The 17,784-nt window shown below is 47.6% G+C and carries 17 protein-coding genes; 9 read left to right on the forward strand and 8 right to left on the reverse strand.

Annotated elements, in window-relative coordinates:
• The first annotated feature begins 20 nt into the window (after positions 1-20).
• From tpiA to GLV97_RS11375, 5 genes are all read left to right on the forward strand, one after another.
• Positions 21-782: a triose-phosphate isomerase gene (gene tpiA / locus GLV97_RS11355; RefSeq protein ID WP_160838356.1), complete on the forward strand. Its 762-nt coding sequence runs from the start codon at positions 21-23 to the stop codon at positions 780-782.
• Complete coding sequence (gpmI, locus tag GLV97_RS11360) at positions 775-2,313, forward strand: 2,3-bisphosphoglycerate-independent phosphoglycerate mutase (protein ID WP_160838358.1); 1,539 nt, start codon at positions 775-777, stop codon at positions 2,311-2,313. The genes tpiA and gpmI overlap by 8 nt, the downstream gene beginning before the upstream one ends.
• 14 nt (positions 2,314-2,327) lie before the next feature.
• On the forward strand, positions 2,328-3,614 hold the full coding sequence (gene eno, locus GLV97_RS11365) for a phosphopyruvate hydratase (RefSeq protein WP_160838360.1): 1,287 nt from the start codon (positions 2,328-2,330) through the stop codon (positions 3,612-3,614).
• Positions 3,615-3,706: 92 nt separating this feature from the next.
• Positions 3,707-4,291: a YdcF family protein gene (locus GLV97_RS11370; protein ID WP_160889703.1), complete on the forward strand. Its 585-nt coding sequence runs from the start codon at positions 3,707-3,709 to the stop codon at positions 4,289-4,291.
• Positions 4,292-4,302: 11 nt separating this feature from the next.
• Positions 4,303-4,881: a nitroreductase family protein gene (locus GLV97_RS11375; protein WP_160889704.1), complete on the forward strand. Its 579-nt coding sequence runs from the start codon at positions 4,303-4,305 to the stop codon at positions 4,879-4,881.
• Between the two features lie 420 nt (positions 4,882-5,301).
• Here the strand turns inward: GLV97_RS11375 and ytzI are convergent, their stop codons facing one another.
• The 6 genes from ytzI to GLV97_RS11405 all read right to left on the reverse strand — a co-directional run bounded on the left by ytzI (position 5,302) and on the right by GLV97_RS11405 (position 11,173).
• Positions 5,302-5,475, reverse strand: a complete 174-nt coding sequence (gene ytzI, locus GLV97_RS11380) for a YtzI protein (protein ID WP_337192770.1) — start codon at positions 5,473-5,475, stop codon at positions 5,302-5,304.
• Positions 5,476-5,549: 74 nt separating this feature from the next.
• Positions 5,550-7,268 (reverse strand): phosphoenolpyruvate--protein phosphotransferase, encoded by a 1,719-nt coding sequence (gene ptsP / locus GLV97_RS11385; RefSeq protein WP_160889705.1) that lies wholly within the window; start codon positions 7,266-7,268, stop codon positions 5,550-5,552.
• A 4-nt stretch (positions 7,269-7,272) separates the two neighbouring features.
• Positions 7,273-7,539, reverse strand: a complete 267-nt coding sequence (locus tag GLV97_RS11390; protein WP_160838370.1) for a phosphocarrier protein HPr — start codon at positions 7,537-7,539, stop codon at positions 7,273-7,275.
• A 57-nt stretch (positions 7,540-7,596) separates the two neighbouring features.
• Positions 7,597-9,498: a PTS fructose transporter subunit IIABC gene (locus GLV97_RS11395; protein WP_160889706.1), complete on the reverse strand. Its 1,902-nt coding sequence runs from the start codon at positions 9,496-9,498 to the stop codon at positions 7,597-7,599.
• Between the two features lie 14 nt (positions 9,499-9,512).
• Positions 9,513-10,427 carry a 1-phosphofructokinase gene (pfkB, locus tag GLV97_RS11400; protein ID WP_160889707.1) on the reverse strand — a complete coding sequence of 305 codons (915 nt, stop codon included), beginning with the start codon at positions 10,425-10,427 and terminating at the stop codon, positions 9,513-9,515.
• Entirely contained in the window at positions 10,424-11,173 is a 750-nt protein-coding gene (locus GLV97_RS11405) for a DeoR/GlpR family DNA-binding transcription regulator (RefSeq protein WP_160838376.1), read from the reverse strand. Before GLV97_RS11405 ends, pfkB begins: the two co-directional genes overlap by 4 nt.
• Before the next feature lie 204 nt (positions 11,174-11,377).
• Here GLV97_RS11405 and secG point away from each other — a divergent pair, with 204 nt between their 5' ends.
• From secG to rnr, 3 genes are all read left to right on the forward strand, one after another.
• Positions 11,378-11,608 (forward strand): preprotein translocase subunit SecG, encoded by a 231-nt coding sequence (secG, locus tag GLV97_RS11410; protein WP_027956357.1) that lies wholly within the window; start codon positions 11,378-11,380, stop codon positions 11,606-11,608.
• 376 nt (positions 11,609-11,984) lie between these two features.
• Positions 11,985-12,728, forward strand: coding sequence for an alpha/beta hydrolase (locus GLV97_RS11415; protein ID WP_160838378.1), 744 nt, complete (start codon positions 11,985-11,987; stop codon positions 12,726-12,728).
• Positions 12,729-12,764: 36 nt separating this feature from the next.
• Positions 12,765-15,059 (forward strand): ribonuclease R, encoded by a 2,295-nt coding sequence (rnr, locus tag GLV97_RS11420; protein WP_160838380.1) that lies wholly within the window; start codon positions 12,765-12,767, stop codon positions 15,057-15,059.
• Between the two features lie 653 nt (positions 15,060-15,712).
• Here rnr and GLV97_RS11425 read toward each other — a convergent pair.
• Both GLV97_RS11425 and GLV97_RS11430 read right to left on the reverse strand, forming a co-directional pair.
• On the reverse strand, positions 15,713-16,132 hold the full coding sequence (locus GLV97_RS11425; RefSeq protein ID WP_160842178.1) for a Thoeris anti-defense Tad2 family protein: 420 nt from the start codon (positions 16,130-16,132) through the stop codon (positions 15,713-15,715).
• A 72-nt stretch (positions 16,133-16,204) separates the two neighbouring features.
• Positions 16,205-17,077 (reverse strand): GNAT family N-acetyltransferase, encoded by an 873-nt coding sequence (locus GLV97_RS11430; RefSeq protein WP_160838658.1) that lies wholly within the window; start codon positions 17,075-17,077, stop codon positions 16,205-16,207.
• A 159-nt stretch (positions 17,078-17,236) separates the two neighbouring features.
• Here GLV97_RS11430 and smpB point away from each other — a divergent pair, with 159 nt between their 5' ends.
• Positions 17,237-17,701, forward strand: coding sequence for an SsrA-binding protein SmpB (gene smpB, locus GLV97_RS11435; protein ID WP_027956362.1), 465 nt, complete (start codon positions 17,237-17,239; stop codon positions 17,699-17,701).
• Positions 17,702-17,784 lie beyond the last annotated feature (83 nt).

Below are 17,784 nucleotides of genomic sequence, written 5' to 3' on the forward strand. Positions count from 1 at the left end.
AAAGGAGAGGTGAAGCAGACATGCGTAAACAAGTAATCGCAGGTAACTGGAAAATGAACAAAACGCACCGTGAAGCAGAAGATTTCATTCAGACAGCTAAAAACGAAGTGCCATCTGCCGATCAGGTGGAATCCATCGTTGTAGCTCCATTTCCTTTTCTACAAAAGCTTGTAGAGGAAACAGAAGGAACGAGCCTGAAAATCGGTGCACAGAACATGCACTTTGAAGAGAATGGTGCTTTCACAGGCGAAGTCAGCCCTGTCATGCTGAAAGAACTTGGGGTGTCCCACGTTGTTCTCGGCCACTCTGAACGCCGTGAAATCTTCAAAGAAACAGACGAGGATGTCAACAAAAAAGTCCACGCCGCTTTCAAACACGGTCTGACTCCAATCATCTGTGTCGGTGAATCTCTTGAACAGCGTGAAGCCAGCGAAACAATGGATGTTGTGGAAGGTCAAGTGAAAAAAGCCCTTGAAGGACTTACAAACGAGCAGTGTGCAGAAACAATCATTGCCTATGAGCCGATCTGGGCGATTGGTACAGGCCGCACAGCGACTTCTGAGCAGGCCAATGAAGTATGCACCCACATCCGTAAAGTTGTCAGCGAATACGTCAATGCTGATGCTGCAGATGCTGTCCGCATCCAGTATGGCGGAAGCGTTAAACCTGCAAACGTGGATGAACTGCTTTCCCAGTCTGACATTGACGGAGCTCTTGTCGGAGGCGCAAGCCTTGAAGCAGATTCCTTCCTAAAACTTGTGGAGGCAGGTAAGCATGAGTAATCAGAACTTAGCTGCGTTGATCATTCTTGACGGCTATGCCATCCGTGATGAAGAATTCGGAAATGCCGTGAAGCAGGCCAACACACCGAACTTTGACCGTTACTGGAACCAGTTCCCTCATTCCCAGCTCACAGCGAGTGGAGAAGCGGTCGGTCTTCCTGAAGGCCAGATGGGGAACTCTGAAGTAGGTCACTTGAACATTGGTGCCGGCCGTGTGGTTTACCAAAGCTTAACCCGTATTAATCTTGCGATCCGTGAAGGGGACTTCTTTAACAATGAAGTTCTCAAGGAAGCTGTCAAGCAGGCGAAAGAAAAAGGAAAAGCCCTTCATATATTCGGCCTGTTGTCTGATGGTGGTATTCACAGCCATATCGAGCATATGAAAGGCACATTGAAACTGGCACAACAGGAAGGAATCGAAAAAGTATTCCTTCACGCTTTCCTTGATGGGCGTGACGTTGGTCAGCAATCAGCCAAAACCTATGTGAAACAGGCTCAGGAAGCTATGGAGGAAATCGGCATCGGTCAAATGGCTACGATTTCCGGCCGTTACTACGCCATGGACCGCGACAATCGCTGGGAACGCGTGCAGAAGGCTTATGATGCCATCGCTTACGGCGAAGGTCCGACTTATCAGGATCCCATTCAGGCGATTGATGATTCCTACAAGCAGGAAGTCTATGATGAATTCGTAGAGCCTGTCGTTCTTACGGATGATGAAGGTCAGCCTATTGGGAAAGTGGAGGATGAGGACAGTATCATCTTCTTCAACTTCCGCCCTGACCGTGCCATTCAGCTGTCCCGCACATTTGCCAACGATGATTTTGATGGCTATGACCGCGGGGAGAACGCCCCGAAAAACCTTCATTTTGTCAGCATGACGCAGTACAGCGACCAAGTGAAAAGCCGGATCGCCTTCCCACCGAACGATCTGAAAAACACGATCGGGGAAGTATTGGCCGATAACGATATGAAACAGCTTCGTATCGCAGAAACGGAAAAGTATCCGCACGTAACCTTCTTTATGAGCGGCGGCCGCGAAGCTGAATTCGATGGGGAAGAGCGCATCCTTATCGATTCACCTAAAGTGGCTACGTACGATTTAAAACCGGAAATGAGCGCTTATGAAGTAACGGATGCTCTGCTTGCAGAGCTTGATGCGGATAAGCACAACGCGATTCTTCTGAACTTCGCCAACCCGGATATGGTCGGTCACTCAGGTATGCTTGAGCCGACGATCAAAGCGATTGAAGCTGTCGACGAATGCCTCGGTAAAATCGTTGATAAAATTCATGAAAAAGGCGGACACGCCATTATTACAGCGGACCACGGAAACTCTGACGAAGTGACGACTTCAGATGGAGATGCCATGACCGCTCATACGACAAATCCGGTTCCTGTCATTGTGACTAAAGAAGGAATCGACCTCCGCGAAGGCGGAATCCTTGGTGACCTTTCACCGACACTGCTTGAGCTGTTGAATGTGGAACAGCCAGAGGAAATGACTGGACAGTCACTAATTAAAAAATAAGGGAGAGATATGAAATGCCATTTATTACTGACGTATACGCACGTGAAGTCCTTGACTCTCGTGGTAACCCAACAGTAGAAGTTGAAGTTTATACTGAATCCGGAGCTTTCGGTACAGCTCTAGTCCCAAGTGGAGCCTCTACAGGTGAATATGAAGCTGTAGAACTTCGTGATGGTGACAAAAACCGTTACCTAGGAAAAGGTGTTCAAAACGCCGTTGATAACGTGAACGAAAAAATTGCTCCGAAACTTATTGGTATGGATGCAACCCAGCAGGTCATCATCGACCAGATGATGAGAGAACTTGATGGTACAGAAAACAAAGGAAACCTTGGTGCCAACGCAATCCTTGGTGTTTCCATGGCTGTTGCCCATGCAGCATCCGAAGTTGTTGGACAGCCTCTTTACAAATACCTTGGAGGATTCACAGCGAATACTCTTCCAACTCCAATGATGAACATCCTTAACGGTGGAGAGCACGCAGACAACAACGTAGATATCCAGGAATTCATGGTTATGCCTGTTGGTGCTCCTACATTCAAAGAAGCTCTTCGCATGGGTGCGGAAATTTTCCACTCCCTTAAGAAAGTACTAAGCAGCAAAGGCTACAACACTGGTGTCGGTGATGAAGGTGGATTTGCTCCTGACTTAGGTTCCAACGAAGAAGCTCTTTCTACAATCATCGAAGCGATTGAAGCAGCTGGCTACAAGCCGGACGCTGAAGTGAAGCTTGCGATGGACGTTGCCTCTTCTGAAATCTACGAAGATGGTAAGTACAACCTGAAGGGTGAAGGTGTTGTCCGTACTTCTGAAGAAATGGTGGACTGGTACGAAGAGCTTGTGAACAAGTACCCAATCGTTTCTATCGAAGATGGTCTTGACGAGAACGACTGGGAAGGTACAAAACTTCTTACAGACCGTATCGGCGACCGCGTACAGCTTGTAGGGGACGACTTGTTCGTTACCAACACGGAAAAGCTTTCCCGTGCCATTGAAGAGGGTGTAGGTAACTCCATCCTTATCAAAGTGAACCAAATCGGTACGCTTACAGAAACCTTCGAAGCGATCGAAATGGCGAAACGTGCCGGCTATACAGCTGTCATCTCCCACCGTTCTGGTGAAACAGAAGATGCGACAATCGCTGATATCGCCGTTGCGACAAACGCTGGTCAAATTAAAACAGGTGCTCCGTCCCGTACGGACCGCGTAGCGAAGTACAACCAGCTTCTTCGTATTGAAGATCAGCTGCTTGGTACAGCCGTTTACGCTGGCGAAAAAGCTTTCTACAACCTGAATAAGTAATTCTGCTCAAAAGCCTCTCTGATGGATTCAGAGAGGCTTTTTTATGTGATAAACTAAGTACATACGCTAATGGAGTAGGAGAACGATCACGAATGAAGAAGTTCATTGGAATAGGAATGGTCATCACCCTGTTGTACAGCGTATACACGGCGTATTCAGTATGGACCTTTGGGGAAGGCAGCCAGCCGCCTGAGGCGGATGCTGCGATTGTTCTTGGAGCCGCTCAGTGGAACGGAAAGCCGAGTCCGGTATTTGAGGGACGCTTGAAACAGGGGATTGAGCTTTATGAGGAAGGACATGTCGACTACTTGATCTTTACGGGTGGTAAGAGTGAACAGGCCGCCTCCTCTGAAGCAGAAGTAGGACGGAATTACGCTTTGGAAAAAGGGGTTCCTGAAGAAGATATTCTGTATGAGGACAGCTCTTTGATGACGGAAGACAATATCATCAACGCAAAAGAAGTAACAGAGGAAAAAAATTTAGAAACGTTTTTAATCGTCAGTGATCAGTTTCATTTAAAACGGGCGGTCGCCATGGCGGAAAGTCATGGGATGTCTGCCAAAGGTGTACCTACCCAGTATTCGGCGTATCAGTCGCTTGATACAAAGCTTCCTTTCTTCCTGCGGGAGTGGGGATTCTGGATGGGGCACCAGCTGACCAATCTGCTGATTGTTTGAGGTGAGGAAAGATGGATTTAGTGGAAGCCGTAGAAAAACGCCGTTCTATTCACGAATATGAACAAAGACTCGTGGATGAAGAGGTGTTACGAAATATCTTCCTGACAGCTGCATGGGCGCCCACCCATCGGATGAAGGAGCCTTGGAACATCCATCTTTATCAGGAACATGGCAGGGAGCATTATGCGGAGGCTGTGCTCGACAGCTATGAGCGACAGGGTTTCTTTGAAGGTTATGATGAAGAAAAATCCAGACAGTTAAAAAAAGGGATTGGTGATTTTCTTCTCCAGATCCCGCATCATGCTCTGATATATATGCCAAGGGATGAGGATGAGCGGAAGTTTGAAGAGGATTATGCAGCGGTATGTGCGTATATCCAAAACGTACAGCTGCTCGCCTGGGAGGCTGGTGTAGGCATTCTATGGACGACCAGTCCTTACCTTCACGACCCAGCGTTTGCAGAAGCAGTGGGACTGGATCCGGCCGTCTATAAACTGGTCTCTGTCCTTCAGATGGGTTACCCAAAGCGGATCCCACGAGCAAAACAGCGCACCGATATCATGGATAAGATGAAGGTTATCCGAACATAAAAAAAGCTGACACCTTAGAGGGTGTCAGCTTTTAGTCTCTAGAAAAAGTTCGTCTTATCCAGTTAGAGATGCCCGCATGTCGTGTTGAGAGGGCACGTTCCGCTTATCGGCGGATGCTTGCCGCGGGCACGGCCTCAGCTAACTTGGTCAAGAAAACCATTTGACCAAGTGGATCTTCGGCTCGCGCTGTTCCCGCAGGCGTCACCACCGAACACTCCTCGTGCCGGTGCCTGTGGAAAACAACTCTACGCTATGATAAAAGGGAAAGGTTAGCATAGATCCTCCGCTGTTTCAAAAGAACAGTACAGGCTGCGTTACTGCCGCTTGCGTGGGAAGGATCCTATCCATGACCAAGTATGGATGCCCGCTCCTTTGGAGTCACTGGAAAAAGGGTTTCTCTCCAAGCTGAAAGCTGACACCTTAGAGGGTGTCAGCTTTTTTGGCTGGTTGTGCAGTCTCATCTTCCTCAGGCAGAGGGTCGACGGTATGGTTATATTCATAACCTTTATGAACAGCCATTCCGAATAATGCGGCAATGCCCAGGACGATACCAATACAGACAATCAAAATGATTGTGAAAGTCAAAAGCTTCACCACTTTCTTCTTTTGTAAAGGCCGGGGTTATTCATAACAGGTCGGTTTTAGTCTCCCTCGTCCATGAGAAAAAACTACTTCATCTGCGTTTTTTCTTTGATAAATGCAACGACTTCTTCAGATGTACCCATAGCAAGAATGACGTCCTTGTAGGAAGCGAGTTCCTTTTTGGACAGATCCTTGATCTGTGTACGGGCAGGAAGGATGGACGTGGCACTCATGCTGAACTCATCCAGACCGAGTCCAAGCAGGATTGGGATGGCAATCTCATCGCCGGCCATTTCTCCACACATGCCGGCCCACTTGCCTTCTGCGTGAGCAGCCTCAATCACATTGTTGATCAAGTTCAGAATCGCCGGATTGTACGGCTGATACAGGTAGGAGACGCGTTCGTTCATACGGTCAGCGGCCATTGTATATTGAATCAGGTCATTGGTTCCGATACTGAAGAAATCCACTTCTTTAGCGAATTGGCGGGCAATAACAGCTGTCGCTGGAATTTCCACCATCATACCGACTTCGATGCCCTCAGCAATTTCGTGACCTTCACTTGTCAGGTTGGCACGCTCTTCTTCAAGGAGCGCTTTAGCCTGACGGAACTCATCAAGAGTGGCGATCATTGGGAACATGATCTTCAGGTTTCCGTGGACACTTGCACGAAGCAGTGCACGAAGCTGGACACGGAAGATATCATCACGCTCGAGACACAGGCGGATCGCGCGGTACCCAAGGAACGGGTTCATTTCTTCAGGCAGGTCAAGGTAAGAAAGCTCCTTATCTCCACCGATATCAAGCGTACGAACAACGACAGGTTGGTCGCCCATCTGTTTCAGTACGGAAGAGTACGCTTCAAATTGCTCTTCCTCTGTTGGAAGCTGACTTTTACCCATGTATAGGAACTCTGTACGGTAAAGGCCGACACCTTCGCCGCCATTGTTAAGAACGCCTTCTACATCTTCCGGTGTACCGATGTTGGCTACAAGCTCCACATGCTCGCCTTCAGATGTCAGGGTAGGCTCGTCCTTCAGCTTTGCCCATTCCTGTTTCTGTTTTTCGAAATCTTCCTGCTTCTGCTGGTAAGTGGCAATCTGCTCATCAGATGGATCGACGATTACGTCACCGTTGATGCCGTCTACAATGATCATGATATCCTTTCCAGCTTTGGAAGTGATCTCTTTGGTACCGACGACCGCCGGGATTTCAAGAGAACGGGCCATAATGGCTGAGTGGGATGTACGTCCACCGATATCTGTCGTGAATCCTTTAACGAACTGCTTGTTCAACTGTGCCGTATCAGAAGGGGTAAGGTCATCGGCTACAATGACGACTTCCTCATTAATCAGCGCAGGATCCGGGAACGTAACGCCAAGCAGGTGAGCCATTACGCGTTTGGTTACATCATTGATGTCTGCTGCACGTTCGCGCATATATTCATTATCCATGCCCTTGAACATGTCGATGAACATATTCGCCGTTTCAGAAAGAGCGGCTTCTGCGTTAACGTTATCATTTTTGATTTTGTCTTCAATCGGCTGGATCAATTCCGGGTCACTAAGAACCAGAAGGTGGGCAGAGAAAATTTCTGCATGCTCATCACCGAGTGATTTTTTCGTATGTGCCTTGATTTTTTCAAGTTCTGACTTTGAGATTTCAAGTGCGTCTTGAAGACGGGAAATCTCCTGTTCCGGATTTTCCACTTTCTTTTTGTCGAAAGAAAGGTCCGGAGCTTCGAGACGGTATACTTTTGCAATGGCAATACCGCTGGAAGCTGCAATACCTTGAAGCTGTGTCATGCTGTTATTCCCCCAAGCTTTCATTCTTCATTGTTGTTTCCAAGTGATCAATCGCTTCCTGTTCGTCACTGCCTTCCGCTGTGATTTTCACTTCAGCATTAGCTGGAATCCCAAGGCTCATGATCCCCATGATGGACTTGAGGTTAACGGCTTTCTCTTTGTAGTGAAGATTAATATCAGACTCGTACTTTCCTGCGTTCTGTACAAGAACGGTTGCAGGGCGAGCGTGTACACCATCAGCAGATGTAATAGTAAAAGTTTTTTCTACCATAGTAGATGTCCTCCTTATAAAAATTGGTTGTTATTGAAGTACCCTAACTTTCTTATTTTAAGCCTTTCGGAGGTCTTTTTTCAAGAATCCTACGACAATTGCAGAAAGAATTGAACCGGCAATAATAGCCAGCAGGTAAAGAAGGATCTGCCCAGCCCCACCTTCGACGAGAGGAGCTACGATAATTCCGCCGTGCGGGGCGCGCAGGCCAATACCGAACAACATCGTCAGCATACCGGCGAGAGCACTTCCGGCAACCATGGATGGAATGACACGGGCAGGGTCGGCGGCTGCGAAAGGAATCGCACCTTCAGTAATGAAGAATGCGCCGAGAGGGTAAGCAGCTTTACCTGTTTCGCGTTCTTCCTTCGTGAATTTATTTTTGAAGAATGTTGTTGCCAGTCCCATAGCAAGCGGTGGAACCATGCCGCCGGCCATGGCAGCAGCGATGAACGTATAGTTACCGGCGTCAAGCGCTGCAATACCGAATGTATAGGCAGCTTTGTTGACAGGACCACCCATATCGACCGCCATCATACCGCCGACAATCAAGCCGAGCAGAGCAAGGTTGGAACCGCTCATGGAATCAAGCAGGTCAAACAGCCATGTGTAGACACTAGTTAAAGCCGGGTTGATGAGGAGCATAATCATACCTGTACCGAAGATGGCAAACACAGGGTACAGCAGGACCGTTTTCAAGCCATCCATAACAGCAGGAAGACCTTCGAGCATTTTCTTCACGCCAAGTGTTAAATAACCAGCAAGGAAACCGGCAATAAGTCCACCTAAGAAACCAGAACCATTTCCTGCACCTTCCACCGTCTGTGTGATGGCAATCAAACCACCAACCATACCGGGAGCAAAGCCGGGTCTGTCCGCAATACTGGAAGCGATAAAGCCGGCCAGTACAGGAACGAGCAGGAAGAAGGCATTCGCGCCGCCGATAATGCTCAGCATTTCAGCGAAACGGTTGTATTCGGCACTGTTCGGATCGGCTGAGTTGATTCCCCAGAAGAAGGAAATGGCAATCAGGATTCCGCCTCCGACAACGAATGGAAGCATGTTGGATACACCATTCATTAAGTGCTTGTAAAAGCCTGTCCGTTGACCTTTTTCACTGGAAGCTTCCTTGGAGCCGCCTCCACTTCCTTGAAACACAGGAGCATCCTGATTCAAGGCTTTATTGATCAATTCCTTCGGCTCGTGAATCGCTTTGGCTACAGGAACTTCAATCACATGTTTTCCTTGGAAATCTTCCATATCCACTTTTGTATCAGCAGCTACGATAATAGCTGCCGCATCAGCGATGTCTTCTTTCGTCAAACGATTCTTCACACCGCTGGATCCGTTCGTCTGTACTTTAATCGGTACGCCCATTTCTTTCGCTGTAGCTTTCAGCTTATCAGCAGCCATGTACGTGTGGGCAATCCCTGTCGGGCAGGCGGTAACCGCGAGAACCTTTCCTGAAGGCTGATCGCTGGTTTCCTCCTCGGGTTCTTCATCCTCGGCTTCCTTTGCATTGATCGCTTCAATGATCTCTTCTTTCGTTTGAGCGGCTTCCAGCTGCTCGCGGAACTTCGTATCCATCAAGAAGGAGGAGAGGCGCGACAGGGTTTCCAGGTGAGTGTTGTTGGCCCCCTCGGAAGCAGCAATCATAAAGAATAAATGCGTCGGCTGACCGTCCAGGGATTCATAGTCAAGACCGTCCTGGGAGCGGCCGAATGCAATTGCGGGATTCTGCACAGCACTTGTTTTCGCATGGGGGATGGCGATCCCATCTCCGATCCCTGTTGTGCTCTGTCCTTCTCTATCTTCAATGGCTTTCTTAAAACCGTCGCGGTCGTTCAAACGGCCGGCTTCATCCAGCTTGCCGACCAGTTCGTCAATGGCTTCCGGCTTTGATGAAGCGGACATGTTCAGAACAATCGTCTCTTCTGTTAACAAGTCTGTAATTCTCATTTTGAATCACTCCTTTATTGAATTGGTGATACGTTGATTTGCTTAAGCAGCTGAAGGACATCTTCCTGCTGACAAAGATCATCCTGAAACGCTGTAGCGCTCCCTGATGCGACACCGAATCGAAAAGCTTCTGTCATGGACTTTCCTTCCGTATAAGCAGCCAGGAACCCTGCAACGACGGAATCCCCGGCACCCACCGAGTTTTTGACCGTGCCTTTCGGGACATTGGCATACCATTGTTCGTCGCGGCCTACATAGACAGCTCCCCGGCCTCCCATGGAAACAATGACGTTTTCGACACCACGTTCTACGAGTTTCTTTCCATATAATGCCGCATCCTCAGGCGTACGGATTTCTACATTGAATAAGTCTCCCAGTTCGTGGTGATTGGGCTTCATCAGGAACAACGGCTGTCCGAGAATCTGCTCCAGCGCTTCTCCTGATGTATCAAGAACGACCTTTGTATGATTTCTTCTGCATATATTAGTGATCTGTTCATAATAATCCTCTGGCAGAGAAGAGGGAACGCTGCCTGCAAGGACTAAGATATCATTGCTGTTCAGTTCTTGAATCTGATTCAGTAATGACTGCTGCATCTCTTCAGACAATGCTGGGCCGGGGCCGTTAATTTCCGTTTCGTCTCCAGATTTCAGCTTTACATTGACTCTTGTTTTTTGACCGGTGTTAATAAACGCGTGCTGGACACCTTCCTGGTCAAGAAAATCATTGATGAAGTCACCACTGAAACCACCGATGAATCCGAGCGCCCTGGACTTTACACCGAGCCGACCGACGACCCTGGATACATTGATCCCTTTTCCTCCAGGGTAGAAAAATGTCTGCTCAGCCCGGTTTAATCCACCAGATTCAAATGAATCCACATGCATGATGTAGTCAATGGATGGATTCAACGTGCAGGTATAAATCATGTTGTCACAACCTTTATATTCGTTTTTTCGGCATAGTCCTTATACGTTGTGCCGTTATTGTTTGTAATAATATCCGCCTCATGTATATCAGCAAATTGAATGAACGACGTTTCGCCGAACTTGGTATGGTCTGCTAATATAAACCGTTCGCGTGAGATCTGCAGGGTCCGCTGCTTGATCGCTGCCTCCTCTGGATCCGGGGTGGTAAACCCATCTTCAAGAGTAATGCCGTTGACACCCATGAAACAGTTGTCAAAGCGGTACTGTTTAAGGTTCTGTAAAGCTCCGGCTCCTACGACAGCCCCTGTACGGGATTTCACCAGTCCGCCAAGGACATAAGTGCGGATGCCGTGTTCTGTAAGAGCCAGCAGGTGGTCCAGCCCATTGGTCACGACGATAATATCCTTCTGTTTAAGAAAAGGAATCATTTCGTAGGTCGTCGATCCGGCGTCAACAAATATGGAATCCCCATCTTTAACAAAAGACGCGGCATAGGAAGCGATGGCCCGCTTTTCACGCTGGTATTTCGTCTGTTTCTCCTTCATGGCCGGTTCATCTGCAGCAGACTGTTTGATCGATGCTCCGCCGTGGACACGCCGCAGGTGACCCTGTTTTTCCAGCTCATCAAGGTCGCGGCGGATGGTAGACTCTGAGGCCTGAGTAACTTCCACGAGCTGTTTGATTGATGCGGTTTGATTGTTTTTGACTGTTTCTATTATCCGCTCATGTCTTTCAGGTGTAAGCAATGGAGTCATCTCCTTGATCTTTATACTTCTATTATAAAGAAAGCCCTTTCAAAAAACAAGCATTTTCTTTCAAAATCAATCAATAATTATCAATTACAGTCAGGAAGCTTCCATTAAATGAAATGGGATGTTCTTGCCGGCTTCCGGCATTTATGCTACATTTAAAATAGTTATTTGTACGTCTTTAGGAGGTGTTCGAACATCATGGAAACACTTGTTATCACTTTGCTGACCATAGATACAATCGCACTTATCGTTTTAGTACTTCTACAATCCGGGAAGAGTGCTGGTTTGTCCGGAGCTATATCCGGAGGAGCTGAGCAGTTGTTCGGAAAGCAGAAAGCGCGCGGGATTGATGCCGTTCTTCATAGATCAACGGTTGTGACCGGCGTCTTGTTCTTCGTTCTGGCTTTCCTTACAGGCTATATCGTTTAATGGATGACAGCTGAACGTTAAAAACCACGCGTTTATACAATGCGTGGTTTTTCTTTGTTTATGAGAAGTTTTACATAAAAGTGAAATCCCATTTTGGTCGAAGACGTTTTCTTGGGACAGATCAAATGCCGGGACGTCTGAAGATCCAGTCATTCCTGCCGGCGTACATTTTACTCCGTATCCCCGCGGCGCTTCCTTATTATCAAAGGGTTTGCGATGCGTAGGAGATGGGAAGGTTGAAAATAAGTTTCATCCTGTTCTTGAGCAGATACGCAGAATGTGCCAGGGCGGTGTAATTTTGGTAAAATAGATTACATTGCTGAAAAGAATGAAATTTATCAATATAGGACATAGATGAAGTAAGGAGAGAATCGACATGAAGATTAAACAACCTCAGCCATTTACGTTTGAGGGAGGAGACCGTGCGGTATTATTATTACATGGATTTACCGGCCATTCTGCCGATGTGCGCATGCTCGGCCGGTTTTTGCAGAAGCACGGTTATACCACCCACGCCCCTATTTATGCCGGTCATGGCAGAGAATTTGAAGCACTGTTGGATGCAAGACCTGAAGACTGGTGGAGTGATGTCCAGGAAGCGTTGAACCACCTGCGCGAACTGGGACATACAGAAATCGCCGTGGCAGGATTGTCCCTGGGCGGTGTCCTTGGATTGAAGACGGCGTATTCCACTCCTGTCAAAGGCCTGGTAACGATGTGTTCCCCTATTTTCTTCGATAACGAAAAACAGCTGACGAAAACATTTGAATTCAAAGCCCGTCAGTATAAGCAGCTGGAAGGGAAAGATGAAGAGACGATTGAAAAGGAAATCCAGGAACTGCTTGATGAATCGAAGGACATGTTTACGGAACTCGGCGGGTTAATCAACGACGTTCATGACAACGTGGATCAAATTTATACGCCGACCTTCGTTGTACAGGGAACGCAGGATGATATGATTAATACAAGCAGTGCCGATTATATATACGAGCAGGTGGAAACAGACGATAAACAAATCAAATGGTACGAAAATTCCGGACATGTCATTACGATGGACAAGGAAAAGGAAGAGCTGCACGAAGATATTCTGCAGTTCCTGAACTCCCTTGACTGGTCGTAATCCGTCTGGTCCTTCACTTAAAAGGAGGTAAGGCAAATGACGACTGAATTAAAACAGCAGATTTTGAACTTATTTAAAGAAACCGCTTCGAAGCCTCTATCTGTCCAGGAACTGCAGGACACGATGGAACTTGGGAGTTCTGATGAATTTAAAGTATTAATGAAATCCCTGAATGAGCTGGAAGAAGAAGGGGAGCTTGTCCGAACGAGGAAAAACCGCTTCGGGCTGCCGGAAAAGATGAACCTGATCCGCGGTCGCATTCAAATGCATGCGAAAGGGTTTGCTTTTCTCATTCCCGACGAAGAAGGCAGTGATGATGTATATATCCATCATTCCGACCTTCATTCAGCGATGAACAATGACAAAGTCCTTGTCCGCATTGAAAAGCGGAAGGAGGATGGTTCCCGTCCTGAGGGCGCTGTCATCCGTATATTGGAAAGAGCGACAACAAAAGTCGTAGGTACGTATGAATCCAGCCGTAACTTTGGCTTTGTTATTGCCGATGATAAGCGGATCCCCAACGATATCTTCATTCCTAAATCCCAAAACAACGGAGCTGTAGATGGGCACAAGGTCATTGTGAATATTACGAAGTTCCCTGAAGATCGGATGAGTGCAGAAGGAGAGATTGTTGAAATCCTCGGTCACAAAAATGACCCGGGCATCGATATCCTTTCCATCATTCATAAGCATGGGATAAAGATTGATTTTCCTAATGAGGTCCTGGAACAGGCGGCTGAAACCCCTGATCAGATCAGTGAGGACGAAATCAAGAACCGCAGAGATCTGCGTGATGAGACGATCGTAACGATTGATGGTGCAGACGCCAAAGACCTTGATGATGCTGTAGCAGTCAAACAGCTGGACAACGGCAATTATCATCTGGGCGTCCACATTGCTGATGTCACGTATTACGTCGGGGAAGGCTCTCCGATCGACCAGGAAGCCAGACAGCGTGCTACAAGTGTGTACCTCGTTGACCGCGTGATTCCAATGATCCCTCACAGGCTTTCCAATGGTATCTGCTCGCTGAACCCGCAGGTGGACCGCCTTACACTTTCCTGTGAAATGGAAATCAGTCCAAAAGGAGATGTGGTTTCCCACGAGATTTTTCAAAGCGTGATCAAAACAAACGAGCGTATGACCTATAAAGATGTCAACGAAATCTTAACCAACGAAGATCCTGCCTTAATGGAAAAGTATAAAGATCTTGTTCCGATGTTCCAGAACATGGAAAAACTTGCCTCGATTCTTCGTGGTAAACGGATGGACCGCGGTGCGATTGATTTTGACTTCAAAGAAGCGGGTGTCGTGGTAGATGAGGAAGGCAAAGCCGTTGATGTGCGCCTGCGTGAGCGTTCTGTAGCAGAACGTCTCATTGAGGAATTCATGCTTGCAGCGAACGAAACGGTGGCTGAACACTTCCACTGGATGGAAGTCCCATTCATCCACCGTATCCACCAGGAGCCGGCTGAGGATAAACTGCAGACGTTCTTCGACTTTGTTGCCAACATGGGCTATGTCGTAAAAGGAACGGCAGACAGTGTCCACCCTCAAGCGCTGCAGAAGGTGCTGGAAGAAGTGAAAGGGACGCAGGAGGATATGATCATATCCAAACTGATGCTCCGCTCCATGCAGCAGGCGAAATATGATCCGCAGGGACTTGGGCACTTCGGACTTGCTACAGATTATTATACGCACTTCACTTCCCCGATCCGTCGTTACCCTGACTTGATTGTTCACCGGTTAATCCGGACGTATCTGGTAGAGAAAAAGGTGGATTACAAAACGCGGAAGCATTGGAAAGACCAGATGCCTGAAATCGCCCGCCACTCTTCTGAAATGGAGCGTGCGGCCGTTGATGCCGAGCGTGAAACCGATGACCTGAAAAAAGCCGAATACATGCAGGATAAAGTCGGTGAGGAGTATGAAGGTGTCATCAGTTCTGTCACCAGCTTCGGAATGTTCGTCGAGCTGCCGAACACGGTGGAAGGCCTCGTCCATGTCAGTACATTGACGGATGACTATTACCATTTCCATGAGAAGCAGTATGCGATGATCGGGGAACGGACTGGTAATGTGTTCCGGATCGGTGATGAAGTCACCATCCGTGTTACCAACGTCAATATTGAGGAAAGAGTCGTCGACTTTGAAATTGATGGGATGAAGCCGCGTAAAGAGCGGAAGCGTCCGGAACGTCCGAAGAAGATTGAATCCAAAGGCCCCGACCGGAAGAAAGAGAAAGAAAAAAAGAAAAACAAACAGAAAGGGAACAAACCTTTCTATAGAAACAAAGGCGTTCCTAAAAAAGGACGTAAGAAAAAGAAATAGATAACAAAAGACGCGCCGGAGGGCGCGTCTTTTCAGATTGTAAAAAAGTCCGTGTTATCCAGTTGGAATCGTCCGGATATTGTGGTGAGGGGGCGCGTTCCGTTTAGCCGTGGATGCTTGACGAGGGCACAGCCTCAGCTGACTTGGTCAAGAAAACCATTTGACCAAGTGGGTGTTCGGCCCGCGCTGATCCCGCAGGCGTCACCACCGAACGCTCTGCGCGCTGACGCTGGCATTTGTAAAAGTGAAAGAGACGTGTCCTATGCAAAAGTAAATGTTGAAGGCAGATTCAAAAGAACGGGATGAGCTGAGCTATTGTCGCTTGTGTGGAAATGAGTAAAGGAAGGAACAGGCGCTGATGACTGAGGGCTGCCTGAATATGAAAAAGACTGCCCTCCATCCAGCAAGGGTGAGCTGGGTGAAGGAGGGTATTTTTGATTTTAAAGAAAGCCCAAAGAGCGGTGCTCCTTCCACTCCTGCGGAAGAACGAGTGGGCCGAGATCACCGAGCGTGGTTTGTGCGAGGAAGCTCGGGCGCTCGTCCGCGGAAAGGGAAGGGGCTTACGCTCCTGGCGGTAAGAAAGAAAAAAGCTTGTAAAGAAACAGGGGTTTCTCTACAAGCTGAAAAAAGACCTCCGGCTGGAGGTCTTTTGTTTAGGCGCTTAATGTGTGTTGAACGGTGGCCACATCTTGTTCATTTAAGTGGCGCGCAGACTCTTCCAGGTCCAGGTCAACGTATGTGGACCATAGAGAAAGCTCTTCCTGCGGAACGATATGGTTGTTCAAAATGTGTCCTTCATTTTCAGAGCGGATGTGATAGGAAATGAACAACCTGCCTTCCATCAATTCGCGGTCGTGGGAGACAGAGACGATCTTCCAGTTATCTTTCGCAGAGGCTTCCCAATCAGAGGCAAGCGCATCTTCAGCAGTCAGCTGATAAACAGATGGTTCGTTATGATCAAAAAAGACGATGACGCCTTCTTTATCCTTCGTTATATATCCAGGGTTCTTCCAGGAATGACGTTTCAAAGCATGACCTTCATCTAACAGTTGTGCGGCTTTCATAAAGTCCATTGCAATAAGTCCTTTCTCGTGGAAATTTTCACCTTATGGATTTTATAGACTGTAAACGCTTCCTGTCAACCGTTAGTTTGAAGTTTTTACCCACTGCCCATACAGGATCCATGGCTCCTGCACATCATAGGGGGTCAGGTCAGGAATGTTCTTGAAGCCCCGGGGAGAAAAATCAATCCAACACCCTGTATTTCCAGGGTTTTGGTCCCAGTGATGGAGCAGCGTTTCAAAAAAACCAGGCTGATGATAGTGGTCATCCCAGAAGTACTTAACATGAGAATAGTCGTGCTTTTTTGTATCATTTTTAATGATGACGAACCGCTGATGATCGGGACTGATATAAAAAGAGGAGTCTTCCAAGTAATCATTGGTGAAAAAGGCGTCATCATAAGGAAATGGATAATAACACTCATAAGGGAAGGTACCGAGCGCGTTTGTTTTCAGTGACTGCAGGAGGTGCCTCTTCTCTCTGAGGGTGTTGACTGCTGTCCACGCGTGGCCTTTCGTGTGTCCGGTCAGAAAGTCTGGTCTTTTCAGGGTGAGGTAATGGCTTACCGGTCCTTGTTCAAGCCCGATTTTTGCGAGGACACGTCTTGCTGGAAGATTGCCAATGTGCGTATTCGCTCCCAGCCAGCGGATGTGGGAGGACGCCTTTAAATCATTTATAACAGCGGTGAGAAGGTAGGTGGCATGCCCTTTCCCGATGAACCGCTGGTCACTCCGGAGTCTTCCCAGCATAGCAAACTGTTTCTTTCCAAATAGACTGTAACCGGCGACAGAGAGCATCCGGTCGTCTTGAAATAAGCCGAACAGACGGTGGCTTTTTGATGTCACAAGGCGCTTGAATATCCGGACGACATAATCGTCCTCGATCCCTGTTTCCATCGCCTCCAGGCTGCTTAAATCATCGATGGTTAATGTTTTGACGTGGAGCACCTGATTCATTGATTCCGCCCCTTTCTTCTTCTTTTTCCAATTGTATATTCTCACAATTCGAATGAAGAAGTCTATGGAGAGGCATCCGCTTCCACCTATAGGTTATCCGTTGGAATCGGAGAAGGCTGCGTGGTACAATAAAGGGACGTAATAGAGGAGGAAGTCACTATGCCTAGAGGAAATGGAAAGACGCTGGCTCAGAATAAAAAAGCCCGCCACGACTACACGATAGAAGAAACATTTGAAGCAGGTGTGGTTCTGCAGGGGACAGAAATCAAGTCGATCCGTAACGGTCGGTTGAACTTAAAGGACAGCTTTGCCCGTATTCATAAAGGTGAAGTCTATCTTCATAACATGCACATTTCTCCATATGAACAGGGCAATATTTTCAACCATGATCCTACACGGGCGCGTAAGCTCCTGCTGCATCGCAAGGAAATCAACCAGTTGATTGGTCAGACACAGCAGAAAGGCTATTCTCTTGTACCTTTAAAGGTCTATATTAAAAACGGTGTCGCTAAAGTTTTAATCGGCCTTGGTAAAGGGAAGAAGAAATATGATAAGCGTGAAGACCTCAAGCAGAAACAGCAGAAGCGTGAAATTGACCGCGCGATCAAGGAAAGCTTAAAATAAGCTCACCCCTTGAAAAAATATTTTAATATGCTATAATAATGATTGTCGTTAATTCGACAAGCAAGACGACAGCTCGGCTGTTC

The sequence above is a fragment of the Halobacillus litoralis genome (assembly GCF_009856355.1).
In the GTDB taxonomy this organism is placed as follows: Bacteria; Bacillota; Bacilli; order Bacillales; family Halobacillaceae; genus Halobacillus; species Halobacillus litoralis_B.